At 48.2% G+C, this 13,073-nt stretch carries 17 protein-coding genes; 4 read left to right on the top strand and 13 right to left on the bottom strand.

The window, feature by feature from the left end; all coding sequences use genetic code 11:
• The first annotated feature begins 33 nt into the window (after positions 1–33).
• Both tldD and LPA26_RS01460 read left to right on the top strand, forming a co-directional pair.
• Positions 34–1,473, top strand: coding sequence for a metalloprotease TldD (tldD, locus tag LPA26_RS01465; protein ID WP_229007062.1), 1,440 nt, complete (start codon positions 34–36; stop codon positions 1,471–1,473).
• A gap of 6 nt (positions 1,474–1,479) precedes the next feature.
• Positions 1,480–1,845: a hypothetical protein gene (locus tag LPA26_RS01460; protein WP_229007061.1), complete on the top strand. Its 366-nt coding sequence runs from the start codon at positions 1,480–1,482 to the stop codon at positions 1,843–1,845.
• Positions 1,846–1,856: 11 nt separating this feature from the next.
• Here the strand turns inward: LPA26_RS01460 and LPA26_RS01455 are convergent, their stop codons facing one another.
• Positions 1,857–3,029, bottom strand: coding sequence for a sugar MFS transporter (locus LPA26_RS01455; protein ID WP_055871206.1), 1,173 nt, complete (start codon positions 3,027–3,029; stop codon positions 1,857–1,859).
• 209 nt (positions 3,030–3,238) lie between these two features.
• On the opposite strand from LPA26_RS01455, the gene LPA26_RS01450 reads away from it, so the two are divergent.
• Positions 3,239–3,523, top strand: coding sequence for a DUF2934 domain-containing protein (locus LPA26_RS01450; RefSeq protein WP_229007060.1), 285 nt, complete (start codon positions 3,239–3,241; stop codon positions 3,521–3,523).
• 28 nt (positions 3,524–3,551) lie between these two features.
• Here LPA26_RS01450 and LPA26_RS01445 read toward each other — a convergent pair whose 3' ends face one another.
• The 6 genes from LPA26_RS01445 to LPA26_RS01420 all read right to left on the bottom strand — a co-directional run bounded on the left by LPA26_RS01445 (position 3,552) and on the right by LPA26_RS01420 (position 8,799).
• Positions 3,552–4,574 (bottom strand): trypsin-like serine protease, encoded by a 1,023-nt coding sequence (locus LPA26_RS01445; RefSeq protein ID WP_229007059.1) that lies wholly within the window; start codon positions 4,572–4,574, stop codon positions 3,552–3,554.
• A gap of 20 nt (positions 4,575–4,594) precedes the next feature.
• Entirely contained in the window at positions 4,595–5,071 is a 477-nt protein-coding gene (locus LPA26_RS01440; RefSeq protein ID WP_229007058.1) for a hypothetical protein, read from the bottom strand.
• 191 nt (positions 5,072–5,262) lie between these two features.
• Positions 5,263–5,823, bottom strand: coding sequence for an elongation factor P (efp, locus tag LPA26_RS01435; protein ID WP_055829430.1), 561 nt, complete (start codon positions 5,821–5,823; stop codon positions 5,263–5,265).
• 41 nt (positions 5,824–5,864) lie between these two features.
• Positions 5,865–6,977, bottom strand: a complete 1,113-nt coding sequence (gene earP, locus LPA26_RS01430) for an elongation factor P maturation arginine rhamnosyltransferase EarP (protein ID WP_229007057.1) — start codon at positions 6,975–6,977, stop codon at positions 5,865–5,867.
• Between the two features lie 108 nt (positions 6,978–7,085).
• Positions 7,086–7,589, bottom strand: coding sequence for a hypothetical protein (locus LPA26_RS01425; protein ID WP_229007056.1), 504 nt, complete (start codon positions 7,587–7,589; stop codon positions 7,086–7,088).
• Positions 7,590–7,899: 310 nt separating this feature from the next.
• On the bottom strand, positions 7,900–8,799 hold the full coding sequence (locus tag LPA26_RS01420) for a ZIP family metal transporter (protein ID WP_229007055.1): 900 nt from the start codon (positions 8,797–8,799) through the stop codon (positions 7,900–7,902).
• A gap of 221 nt (positions 8,800–9,020) precedes the next feature.
• On the opposite strand from LPA26_RS01420, the gene LPA26_RS01415 reads away from it, so the two are divergent.
• Entirely contained in the window at positions 9,021–9,683 is a 663-nt protein-coding gene (locus tag LPA26_RS01415) for an OmpA family protein (RefSeq protein WP_055871191.1), read from the top strand.
• A gap of 125 nt (positions 9,684–9,808) precedes the next feature.
• On the opposite strand, the gene LPA26_RS01410 is transcribed toward LPA26_RS01415, so the two are convergent.
• From LPA26_RS01410 to LPA26_RS01385, 6 genes are all read right to left on the bottom strand, one after another.
• A complete protein-coding gene (locus tag LPA26_RS01410; protein WP_229007054.1) occupies positions 9,809–10,201 on the bottom strand; it encodes a hypothetical protein in 393 nt (130 codons plus the stop codon).
• The gene (locus tag LPA26_RS01405; RefSeq protein ID WP_229007053.1) at positions 10,201–10,542 is read right to left on the bottom strand and encodes a heavy-metal-associated domain-containing protein; all 342 of its coding nucleotides are present in this window, start codon (positions 10,540–10,542) and stop codon (positions 10,201–10,203) included. Before LPA26_RS01405 ends, LPA26_RS01410 begins: the two co-directional genes overlap by 1 nt.
• Positions 10,543–10,568: 26 nt before the next feature.
• Entirely contained in the window at positions 10,569–11,243 is a 675-nt protein-coding gene (locus LPA26_RS01400; RefSeq protein WP_229007052.1) for a hypothetical protein, read from the bottom strand.
• A gap of 90 nt (positions 11,244–11,333) precedes the next feature.
• Positions 11,334–11,732, bottom strand: a complete 399-nt coding sequence (locus LPA26_RS01395) for a hypothetical protein (RefSeq protein ID WP_229007051.1) — start codon at positions 11,730–11,732, stop codon at positions 11,334–11,336.
• 57 nt (positions 11,733–11,789) lie between these two features.
• Positions 11,790–12,272 (bottom strand): transcription elongation factor GreB, encoded by a 483-nt coding sequence (greB, locus tag LPA26_RS01390; protein WP_229007050.1) that lies wholly within the window; start codon positions 12,270–12,272, stop codon positions 11,790–11,792.
• 191 nt (positions 12,273–12,463) lie between these two features.
• Positions 12,464–12,838, bottom strand: a complete 375-nt coding sequence (locus LPA26_RS01385) for a hypothetical protein (protein ID WP_369814181.1) — start codon at positions 12,836–12,838, stop codon at positions 12,464–12,466.
• Positions 12,839–13,073: the final 235 nt, after the last annotated feature.

Raw genomic sequence — 13,073 nt, 5'->3', positions numbered from 1 at the left:
CCAGCCGAACGACTCTTTATTAAGTTGATCCATATGCAAACGCTACTTACCACTGCCAACGATACGCTACTCCGCCCGGCCGGGCTGGACCAGGAAGCTTTAAGCAAAGTTTTGTCTGGCATGATGACGCACAATATTGACTATGCCGATTTGTACTTTCAGTACAGCCGCAGTGAGTCGTGGGGGCTGGAAGAAGGACAGGTTAAATCCGGCAGCTTCAATATTGACCAGGGTGTAGGCGTACGAGCAGTGAGTGGGGAAAAAACCGCGTTTGCCTATTCCGATGATATTCAGCTGGATGCCTTGCAAGAAGCGGCCAATGCCACGCGTGCGATTGCTAATCTGGGCCAGGAAAAAACCGGCCATAGCATACTCACCCGTAGCCACGCCCCACTCTACCTACCGCAAGACCCGATTGCCAGCCTGAGCGCCGATGCCAAGGTCAAGTTACTGGAAAAACTCGAGCGGTACGCAAAAGCGCAAGACCCACGCGTGACGCAAGTAATGGCCTCGATTGCTGCCGAATATGAAGTGGTGATGGTAGCCCGCAGTGATGGCGTGATGGCTGGCGATGTTCGCCCGCTTGTGCGCCTCTCGCTGCAAGTGATTGCCGAACACAATGGCCGTCGCGAACAAGGTAGCAGTGGTGGCGGTGGCCGGTTTGATTACAGCTTCTTTACCGATGAGGTATTGCAGGATTACGCACAAAAAGCCGTACACCAGGCATTGGTGAATCTCGATGCACGCCCTGCCCCGGCCGGTAGTATGACCGTGGTATTAGGCAGTGGCTGGCCAGGCATCCTGCTGCACGAAGCGATTGGCCACGGTCTTGAAGGCGACTTCAACCGCAAAGGCAGCTCTGCGTTTTCTAACATGATAGGCCAGCAGGTAGCGGCCAAAGGCATCACCATTGTCGATGATGGCACTATTGCCAATCGCCGGGGTTCATTAACCATGGATGATGAAGGTAATGCACCCCAAAACACCGTGTTGATTGAAGATGGCATACTGCGGGGTTATATCCAGGATACGCTGAATGCCCGCCTGATGGGCATGGGATTGACCGGCAATGCGCGCCGCGAAAGCTATGCGCATATCCCCATGCCACGCATGACCAATACTTATATGCTGAATGGCGATAAAGACCCGCAAGAAATTATCAAGTCAGTAAAAAAAGGCCTTTATGCAGCTAACTTTGGCGGCGGCCAGGTAGATATCACCAGCGGTAAATTTGTATTTAGCGCAGCTGAAGCCTACATGATTGAAGATGGCAAAATCACTTACCCGGTCAAAGGCGCTACCTTAATTGGCAACGGCCCTGATGTGCTGACCAAAGTCAGCATGATTGGTAACGATATGGCATTGGATAGCGGTGTAGGTACCTGCGGTAAAGAAGGTCAGAGCGTACCGGTAGGTGTCGGTCAACCTACATTGAAGATTGATGGTTTAACCGTGGGTGGAACATCCGCTTAGGCCTCAATGCAAGCGCAACCAATTGCAGCCGTGATGATTCATGTATCCTCGGTTCCGGAGGCTTTGAACTGGTATCAGCAATTATTTCCTAATGCTCAGCGGCAGCGCCTGGCAGCAGACAATTTTGAATACCTGTCTCTCGATGGCATCTCACTGGAATTCGTCCACGCTGATGAGAAAGTGTCTTCGGGACCTGCCGGCTCTGTCGTTTATTGGTTAGTTCCAAAACTTAACCTAGCCTTGGCACATGCCCAAATTGTCGGTGCCAAACTGTATCGTGGCCCGTTGCACATTGAAAATGGTTATGCCATTTGCCAGCTTCAAAATCCATGGGGAAATTGCATTGGCTTGCGTGGGCTGGCTTCTGATTAACAAAAAATGATTTAATGCGCTTTGCCAGCCAACGCTTTAAAACCAAACCACGCGATGTAAACATAGCAGATCACTGGCAAGATAAATGCATGATGCAGCCCCATACGATCAGCCAGTAAGCCGGTCAACAAGGGCACAATCGCCCCTCCAAGAATCGCAGTCGCCAGTAATCCAGAGCCTTTCTTTTCCTGCCCGGCTTTAAGGTCTTTGATCCCCAGGGTAAAAATGGTGGGAAACATAATAGAGTTACATAAACCGACCAGCACCATACTGCCAATCGCCAGCGTGCCTGTAGCCTGCATCGAGATAATAATCAGGATCACTGCCAGCAAGGCGTGGGTCATCAATACTCTGGCTGGCGCAAACGCTTTCAGAGTGAATATGCCGAGAAAGCGCCCTACCATCGCGCCACCCCAATAGAAAGCGACTAATGGCGCAGCTTGCGTTTCTGTGACCTGGCTGATGTCCATCACGTAATTGACCAGGAAACTGCCAATCGCCACTTCAGCCCCTACATAAGCAAATATCCCTATTACGCCAAGTAACAAGCTTTTTTCTTTGATGACCTCAGTCCAGCGGCTTTCATCGGCTTGGGTGGTTTCCAGGCCGGTAAGATTGATGCGCGAAAGCACCACAGCGATGATGATCAACACAGAAGCAATAAAGAAATAAGGATAGACAACCCCTTCAGCATGCGTGGAGTTTTTAAGTGCGGACAGGATGAAATAGGCACCAAACAACGGGGCAATAAAAGTGCCCAGTGAGTTAAAGGCCTGCGCCATGGTCAGGCGCGAAGAAGCCGTTTCTTTCGGCCCAATAACAGACACACAAGGGTTTGCGGCTACCTGCAACAACACAATGCCGGATGCCAGCACAAACAAGGCACCTAGAAATAGTGGATAGGTATGTAATATCACTGCCGGGTAAAACAGCAAGCACCCCACTGCCGCCAGCGCAAAACCGATCACCATGCCTTTCTGGTAACCAACACGTTCAATCAGCTTGCTGAATGGTATAGAAGTCAGCCCGTAAGCGCCAAAGAAACAGAACTGAACCAATGCCGCCTGGCTATAGCTGAGGGAAAAAATGGCTTTCAGGTATGGCACCAGAATATCGTTCAGACAAGTAATAAACCCCATCATGAAAAACAGGATGGTGAGTGACGTCAGGGCCTTTTTATACATGGATTTCCTTTAATTGCGGGTGCGCATGCACTACATCATAAATAGCCGGGCTTGAAAAGGAAATATTCCAAAATAAAGCTGCGAACTCCTCATCAAATTCAGAGTCTGCTCATTTAACGGCTTGACGGCAAGTGTTACATTTTTATAAGATGGTTCACATGAGGTCACAAGCCTCGCACTTTTATTTCACTCTAGATCAAGGAGATATGATGGCCACCAGCAAAAGTACCGAAAACAGCAGCAAAAAACCTGCCGCCAAAAAAGAAGTGACAACAAAAACTGCGGCTTCCAAGCCCGCCGCCAAAAAGACTGCCAGCAAGACCACGAGCACTAGCAAGAAAACCCGTTCACCTGCGATAGTTACCAGCGCTAAACGCTTGCAGATGATTGAAGAAGCCGCATACTATATTGCCGAAAAACATGGTTTCCATGGCCCTAGCACTGACCATTGGCTGGCAGCAGAAAAACAGATCGATAGCAAACTGAACGCTTAAGACGTTTTAGCCAGACTCAGCACTCTAGTTAGTGCTGGTCGATAAAAGGATACAGCGGTGCCGAAGTGAATTGTATGTCGGCACCGCTATGCTGCGCGTAGCGTAAAAACCCCAATACTTCAGGATGACTCAAGCGTAAGCCGTAAGCGATATAGGGGTATTCTGATAATGGCACCTGTTTCTGGAAAAAAGGCCAATGTGCGCTTGGATTATAAAAGCGCTCTACCAGACTGGTAATCGCCAGCAACTCGTATTGTCCCCATGCATTCAGCACTAGCCATGGGCCACCCGAATCGCCAACTGTAGGCATGGGAATGGTGTGGTCGTATTGATCGCTGTCATTCAGGCGATTCACCGCCAGTAGTGCTTTTTCAGCATGTACCAACTCCTGGGTGTAAGCGAACTGTGTCTGCGCCTGCAAATGCAGCATTTCGTCCATTTCGCGGTAGGCCCTGGGCAGTACCTGAAAAAAGTCTGACAGGTCAGGCAAGGGTTTGCGTTCACCACATCGGGGATGCCTTGTATCAGCCTCGCCGTATCCTCGGCCATAACCACAAATCATGATGCTCTCCGGCAAAAGATCATCCAGGCGGATGCGCAGAGCTTGTATCGGGCTTTTGATATTAGCCTCAAACACCAGCACTGCAATGTCCTGGGTTAAATCCTCAGCCACGGCTGCAAATGGCCGGTAGAATGCTTGTTGCAGCCGGATATCCTCAATACCGAGCAATTCCGGTTGGACGATGGATAATACAGGCAGCCCTTTAGGGCCATTCAATTGCACTTCTTTCAGGCAATGGGCTGCAGTGATCAGTGTCAGCGGTTTGCGTCCAACAATGACTCCGCTACAGAGGGAATCGTAATATTCCCATTTTTCTACGGACTGCAAAAAATGAGCATGCTTGATACTCAGTTTCACGGTGGATATCGCCATACCGGGAAACGTCAATCCATGAATCAGCGCCTGGGAAGAATGGCCGAGGGTTAACCCGACACTGGCCACCATCACTGGCATGGTACGCCTGAGCAGCAGTAATGCCGATTGCCACATGCAGCTTAAGCCCTTAGATCTCAGGGCAAACTTCTGCTCGCATTATTCTTTAATTCAATCGGGCCAAAGCAGGCCTCTAACGATGGGTTATCATCGTCACAGGAAATGAAACTGTAGCCATCCGGCTGGAAAAGCACATAGCTGGTTTGCTCGGTGTTGATTTCGGAAGTCTGGCGGGTGCAGTCCAGTCCTTTATTGCTTAAGGTCACACGGTGAGTAAGTTTGAAGAATCCCTGCACGTCCGGTTGTGGGGTTATTTCATAGCGGGCTTCGAGCTGCTCATCGCCACTGGTAAACACCGCTGTGCCATCTTCTTTAAACCAGTAAGATTCCAGGCAACCGGTCTCGGGAATTTTTGACTCCCAGTAACCGACCAAGGGGTGTTTTAGGGAACGCGCGTCTGCTTCAGCCGCGAGTGCTGCATCGATAGAGAGCACCGTCCAGCTCAACAGACACATAACAATGATTCGCTTATAGCTGACCTGCTGATGACGCATTGCAACCCTCCTCAAGATGAGATGATGTAAAGCTGTCAGCGATTGTCAGTGAAAAAAATCATAACCAATAGTGAATCATTCCCAAGATTAAGATAAACATTTCCCTAAACATTCACAAACCAAGACTCATGAATAACAAAAACCCCAGGCAAGCCTGGGGTTTTCTTTTTAACTCTGGGTAAGCGTTACGATTATTTCATCACACGGTTACGATATTCACCAGTGCGGGTATCGATTTCGATTTTGTCACCCTGGCTAACGAACAGTGGCACTGGAATTTCAAAACCTGAAGCAATTTTTGCAGGCTTCATCACTTTACCGGAAGTATCGCCTTTTACCGCTGGCTCTGTGTAAGTGATTTCGCGCACTACTGTAGTTGGCAATTCGATGGAAATCGCTTTACCTTCATAGAAACGCACCTCACATGGCATACCGTCTTCCAGGTATGGCAATGCATCTTCCATAAACTCAGCATCTACATCGTATTGGTTGTATTCGGCATCCATGAATACATAGGTTGGGTCAGCAAAGTAAGAAAAAGTCACTTCTTTCTTTTCCAGTACGATCACGTCAAACTTGTCCTGTGCCGCATAAACGTTCTCGCTAGGCGCTTCAGTCAGCAAGTTTTTCATCTTCATTTTGACCACTGCTGAGTTACGGCCGGATTTGTTATATTCGGCTTTCACAACTACCATAGGATCATTACCAATCATGATCACGTTGCCTACGCGTAAGTCCTGAGCAATTTTCATACAATGCCTTTAATTGAATGTGGGAATAATAAAGCCGCGCATTATACCCGATTTTTTTGCAATTTCTCAATAAAAATCACCAAGTTAGTGGCAAGGTCTGGCTGCTGTGCCAACTGGCAGGCATAGGCTTGCGCATGTCGCGTGATGTGATCGCGATGACTTACAAACGCGCGCCAACGCTCGTCAGACCATGCACCCGTGGCCCAAGCCTGCATCACAGATGTCACTTGCGCTTTCACTTCATCATCCGCTAGCGCTAGGTAATGCTTTAGAAAAGCATCCAGTTTTTGCAGGTGGGTATTTTCAGATTGCTGATAGGGTAACCAAACCATGGGTTTTGCTGCCCAGATGGCACGAATCCAGCTATCTTCCCCTCGGACGAAATTCACATCACAAAGCGCTAACAACAGGTCATAGTCAATTTGTGACAGGAAAGGTATGACAGTTATCTCACAATTTTGGTGCTGTACACTTTGACCAGACTTAATCGCGTCTAACTTGAGTGCTTGTGAAACTACCGTTGCCACACTTTCAGGCACAATCAGCCTGCTTCGGTATGGTGATGCAGCCAGGCTATCCAGTAATTCTCTGATTGGCGCATGCGCATAGCAAAACAGTGAAAGATTAATCACACTCGGTGCTGGCGCCAAGCCCAACTGCTGCCATGCCGATGGTGTGGATTGTTCTGCCTGTTGTTTCATTGTCGGTAAAAACCTCTCACGCAGCAATCCGCCTGTCTGCGTGCTGAACCCCGGGTAAATAAAATAGCGAACCAGGCCATTAGCCTGCGGTGATGGCCGGCCATGAAATCCTTCTACCCAATCTTCGGCGGATAAGTAATCCACATTCAACCAGAGGGTTTGTGGTGACATCGCCTGCTGGTAGCGCTCCGGCAATCCACAGCTAAAGGTTTCAATGACAACGGGAGCAATTTCCGGAAAATCTGCCTGGGCATGCCAGTGCTGCACCTTTACTTTGGAATGCCCTGCCCGGAAAATTTTCTTTGCAACGGTTAAATCGTCTATCCATAAAGTGACAGTCACGTTGTGTTCATCCGCCAACTGACAGGCCAGGCGCCAACTGACACCGATATCGCCAAAATTATCGACGACCTGGCAGAACATATCCCAGCGTTTAGAAGTAAAAGACGACATGAAGTGTTTTTAAAGAAGCTAGAAAAATCGAGGTAGTGTACCTGAACAGCGAAATGCTGCTATCAACTAATAAACTTAGCCTACGACGAAGATTAGCCCATCAGACAATTAACCCACTAGGGCGGGCATTGACTCAGCAGTTTTCAACCAGGTCAGTTGCAATGCTTTTGCATCCATCGCAGCACGATGCTCAGGTAATGCGAACGTATTGCGGATAGTTTGCTCGGTATCATGCCAGGCGGATTGTTGCTCAATCGTCAGCAACAGGCTTAAATCTTCCAGCTTGAAAGAAGGATTCAAGCCTGCTGCATCATACAAGCTGTGCAGCCAGACAAAATCCTGATACCAGCCATCGGTATACAGCGTTTGTCCATTGAATGTAAGGTTCAGGTGAGTGGCAATCGCATGTGGCGTTTGCCCATTTTCAACTAATGCCTGACGGGATTGTTGATGTAGTTTTTCAGCTTTGTCATCCCAATGCACCCAACCCGCTTGCGGCTGCACCAGCGCGCTCCAAGTTGCCCCGCTGGCGTCAACATACCCGATTTCTATCGGGTAGCTGCCTACGCCAAAGCCGGAGGCTTCAATATCCAGAATAATTGGGGGAATCATGTGTGGCTTTTTTGTATTTGCAAATCTTGTGTCGAAAACACTATGTCACGCAGAGAGTGCGATGACACACTTTAACTCAACGTTTGCTTAGTAAAACTGGGATTATACGCGAGGACATATGGTTTGATTGCCTAAAAACCATGTATTTTCAATCGCTTATCATTTTTTGCGCAAGTTTTTCTCACGACAATCAATCATGCGAGTTTGCGAGTGCTTGCAGTTAAGCCTCTGATACAAATGTACATTGCCTGCGTGCGTTATCGCTTTCCAGGCCCTGCAAATATCCCAGTATGGCAGATATCATGTGGCTTTACGCCAGTGCGGTGTCCAGGATCATCATCAGTACAAAACCCACCAGCAGGCCTGTCGTCGCAAATAGCTCATGTCCTTGCCGATGGGATTCAGGAATCACTTCGTGACTGACGACGAACAGCATAGCCCCCGCTGCAAACGCTAAGCCCCATGGCAACATCGGTTGGCTGTAGATCAATACCGCAGCACCCAGCACAGCGGCAAGTGGTTCAACCAGGCCAGAGGCTGCACCCAACAATGCAGATTTCCATTTGCCCATGCCGACACTGCTCAGCGCGAGGGCCACTACCAGCCCTTCCGGCACATCCTGGATGGCAATGCCGGTTGCCAATGCGGCGGCACGTGCAGCATCATTACCTGCGGCAGAAACGCCTATCGCCAGCCCTTCGGGAATATTATGCAACACAATCGCAAATACAAATAACCATAGCCTGCGGATGCGTTGCGCACTTTCTGTGCCCGCCCCTCCAAAAAAATGCTGGTGTGGCAACTTACGTTCCAGCAGCATTAAACAGCCTGCCCCCATCAATATGCCAGCACCGGTCAGCATCGAAGCACCCCAGCGGTTCATACCTTGGGTTTGAGCGATATCAAGAGATGGCACAATTAAAGAGAAACAGGAGGCTGCAAGCATGACGCCCGCACCAAATCCCATCAAAGTATCTTGCACACGGCGTCCTGGTTCACGGGTAACCAGCATAGGTATAACACCTAAGGCAGTTGCCAATGCTGCTATCGAACCAGAACCTAACGCAATACGTAAGGTTGGCTTGCTTGAAATTAACTGCCAGGCTTCATTGAATAGAAACACAATGCCAACTGCACAAAACAGATAGCCCAATGTCCGGCCATAGCTCACTGCAAGTCTGGAACCATTTTTCTCAGCGTTGGTGTGCATCTAATACCTTTCGATCACAGAATTCAAGCTCAGCCTGAAGTAGAAAATCACTATTCAATCATTAAAAATAAGAATCATTAACATTAATAATGCAGTTAACAGCATAAAAGTGTGACTCGGAACAGTTAAAAAAATTCGTTGTAAGAGGCGGAATGACTGAACTTAGTCTTGCAGATTTGTGACCAACGGGAGTTACAAAAACTTTTACGGGAGAAAAACAAATGCATAAAATAATTACTGTGTCAGTGTTAACGGCTGCAATCAGCATGTCGGGCTGCGCGAATATGAGCGAAACGCAAAAAGGAACAGCCAAAGGCGCCGGTATTGGTGCTGCAGCCGGTGGTGTAGTCGGTGCAGTTGCTGGTGGTGGTAAGGGTGCCGCCATTGGTGCAGCGATAGGTGCTGGTGCGGGTGCCATTGCCGGTAATATCTGGTCCAAAAAAATGGAAGCACAGAAGCAGGAAATGGAACAAGCCACTGCAGGTACCGGTGTTGCCGTGACCAAAACCGGCGACAATCAGCTGAAACTTGAGATCCCAAGTGATATATCCTTCGATAAAGGCAAAGCCGATATCAAACCGAATTTCCGCCCTATCCTGGATAAATTTGCCAGCGGTTTGCAAAACAATCCGGCAGCACGTATCAACATCATTGGACACACTGATAGCAGTGGCTCTGATGCCGTCAATGACCCGTTATCAGTTAATCGCGCTGCCAGTGCCCGTAAATACCTGTCCGAGCGCGGCATTGCAACCAGTCGCATCACTATTGATGGTCGCGGTTCACATGAGCCGGTTGCGGCAAATGACACAGAAGCTAACCGGGCAAAAAACCGCCGCGTAGAGATTTTTGTTGCTGAGCCGGATCCAGCCGCACCTAAATAATTTCTTATAATCCTGAAGTAGCAATTTCAGGATACGCAGCTGATAAAAAAGCCGACTTCGCGTCGGCTTTTTTAATGTTGCTGAAATCCCATCCTTAATTAAAACGATAGGCCTTAGGTGATAATTTACTCAATCAACAGCGGTGCCACAAACGCAAAAAAAGAACCAATCAGAAACAATGTTACAGATATCCAGTAAACCCACAGGCTTTGCCGGCGCGTCTTCATACAAAGCGTTGCGAGTTGAGGATCAGTCGGGCAAGGTAATGATCTTGCACGCCATTGCAGCCAGCCTGCCAATAACAGCATGACAGCGGCAAGGCCGAATACCAGGGCCTTGTGCTCGCTAATCCAGATCAATTGCGGATACTGGCTGACGAGACTGGTGAGTGTAGCCACCGAACCAATCGCCACCAGTGTTGCAGGCAATGCACAACAAATCAGTGTTGATCCACTCGTAAACAGTGAGAGTAGATTCAACCGTTTTGTCGTTTGCAAATGATTGATTTCGCTAGCCATCACTTACTACTTTCTTTGCCGGACTTACTCAGTTGTGCCTGGATGTCTGCAACAGTTTGGTTGACGCGCTCGACTTTAGTGACCGAATATCCTGCATCCTGAATGACTTTATTAAACTTTTCATCAGTCAGTGTTTGCCCATCTTTTAGCTGAAAAGCCACCACACGGCTTTTTAAATCGACAAATGCCGCCTGCCCTTCCGGCAAGGCTTTGAGTTTTTTCTCTATGCCCTTGGCACAAAAGGCGCACACCATGCCATTGACTTCTGCTTTTAGCGTAGTGACCGCAAATGCAGCAGGTGCCATGGCGGTTAACATGAGGGTAATCAATAATTTTTTCATTTTAAAATCCTTTAAAAATAGAGTGGTTAAAACACAAACATGGCATTCAGGCGCGGCGCGAAGCCTTCTCCTTGCCATGGATTGGTTACACCAAATTCGAGAAAGTAATTTTTGTTGATCAGGCGTAAGGCAGGCGTCACCTGTAAGCCGGGATCATTGTTGCGCATGGTTTTGGCTTCAATCACGAACCATGGCTGCGTGTCGTCAAAGCCGGCTTCATAAAATGAAAACCCGGCCTGGACTGCAGCGGTGTCGTAGTTCATGCCGGGCGCACGGATCATGCGGGCTTTGGCAAGAAAATACAGTCGTGTGGATTCCATATCAAACTGCACGCTTGGCGTGTAGGCAAAGCCATCATATTGCCCTTTGGATTCGCCGACGCTGCCGTTAAACCAGATGTTGGCTTGTGCGGCTGGCAGGTTCCAGCGTTTGATCAAGCCGGTGTAATTGATGCCAGTAATGGTGGTGGCCTGCTCGCCTTTACCTGACATGCGCATCTGCTCTACGCCGATGGCATGCCCGAGTGCGGGCGAGTAGTTCAACATCCATTCCTGGTTATAGCGACCAATTTCGGTCATCAACATGGCACTATCTTCAAACCCCATCAGTGCAGCGGCATGAGCCGGCACAACTAATTGGCTTAAGAAAAAGGCGCCCAATGAGAAAACGGAAAAAGGTGCAATGGTGTATTGCTTGGACATAAGCCCTCCATATTCAACTTGGTAAAAACGCTTTAGAACAAAGCGTGATCTACAAAGCGGACAAACCGATAGACGGATTTGTCCTGCCTGCTAGCTGAATATGGGTGGTTTGATAGCGGGCGGATAGGTTTGGGAATGGACAGGCGCGGCCATAAATAATGGCGTGGCCGAACGTGAAGCAGTTATGGCTAAAACGGGAACGGCGTGAAAATGCGCAACGCCGCCGCTGATAGCGCAAAATCCGCATACATCGCAATGATGCGCTTTGCTCGATGTCGTTTTAGCAGAGTCATGGGCAGCTTCGTGCTCATGACAAGGCATTTCACTCATCGCGTCAATTTCGTGACTGGCATGTGTGTCATGTGTGTCATGCAACTGTTGTGAAACAGGATTTGCCTGTACAAGCAACATTTGCATCGCCATGACGTTAGCGGCCATGACAAAGCATGGCAACCAGCAAATCAGGAAAATGCAAAGACGTTTTTTCATGGTAATTTTAAGAGAGCAACCTGGCAATTTTAGTTCAAAAAATGCATCAGTGTGCTGTTATTCATAACGGATATCAATAATTTCGTATTCTGTTTCCGCAGCAGGGGTAACTACCCGTATAGCATCGCCCAGATTTTTACCTAACAACGCTTTCGCCATAGGCGATACCCAGGAAATATACCCTTGCGCGGGATCCAGCTCATCCTGCCCGACAATACGGATGATGATCTCACTCTCATCTTCAAGATTGAACAATGTCACCCAGGCACCAAAAAATACTTTCTCGGTGTTGGTTTGTGTACGACTATACACAATCTCGGCCGCATCCATACGCTTGGTCAGAAAGCGTATGCGCGAATCGATCTGGCGCAGGCGTTTCTTGCCATAGATATAGTCGCCATTCTCACTACGGTCGCCATTACCCGCCGCCCAACTTACTACGCGCACCACTTCCGGTCTATCAACCTTTATAAGGTATTGAAACTCTTTCTCCATTGCCGCGTAGCCTTCCGGCGTAATGTAATTTTTGTACTCTGCCATTGATTACCAACTCTATTCAGGTTCCCCTGCTCTTGTTCATTCGGTCCTTGCGCATCATACAACCGTTCAAGATTTCTTCCAGCAAAGGCTTTAAGAGAGGGTTTAAAAAATATGTGTTGCGAGGCGCTGCGAAACGACCAATTCCAGAGCAGCATCGAGTGTTGAACGGCCATTTTTAACCGTTGAAATAATTACTGCTTTTCATCTTCAATAGGTTGTGCGTCATAGACAAAGTAGCTGGTTTCACCGAAACAGTTAGAAGGCACGCCTCTGTGTTCTTTGTATAACAGCCTTGCACGCTCCCCAGCCAGCTGATTTACTTTCAATACCACAGCCGGATCACGCACCGTAAAATGAAATTTTTCAGCCTGCGTGCCGGGTATCGTCACCAGCACTAACTCACCTTCCCAGGTTTTGCATACCCAGCCTTTATTGGATAGCTTTTGCACATAACCGATCCGCTCACCGTAGGAATATACCCAGTTCAGGGATGCCCAGGTGTAAAGCGTCAAAAAAACCACTGGAAACAAGATCAGCCAAAATATTATTTTTATAAATTTCCCCATGTTTGATATTCACCTAATTAAAGTTGTTAAAATCAGCGAGCAGTAAAGGTTGATATTACCTGAGAAAATCATCGGGCGAAGCAATGAAACCAGTTTTATATTCCAGTCATGTTCATCAAGTTTCTCTTGGAGATATTATCGGTAAATAATGCGGATTAATCCCAAGCCGCATACAGTTCATTTGCCTGCATCATATTTAAGCGCGACAATATGCCATGTAAGCTGATTTATAGTT

Origin of the sequence: Methylophilus sp. Leaf408 (genome assembly GCF_916856905.1) — a bacterium.
Taxonomy (GTDB): Bacteria; Pseudomonadota; Gammaproteobacteria; order Burkholderiales; family Methylophilaceae; genus Methylophilus.
The sequence above is the reverse complement of the archived record's forward strand: the minus strand, read 5'-3'. Positions and strand labels throughout refer to the sequence as shown.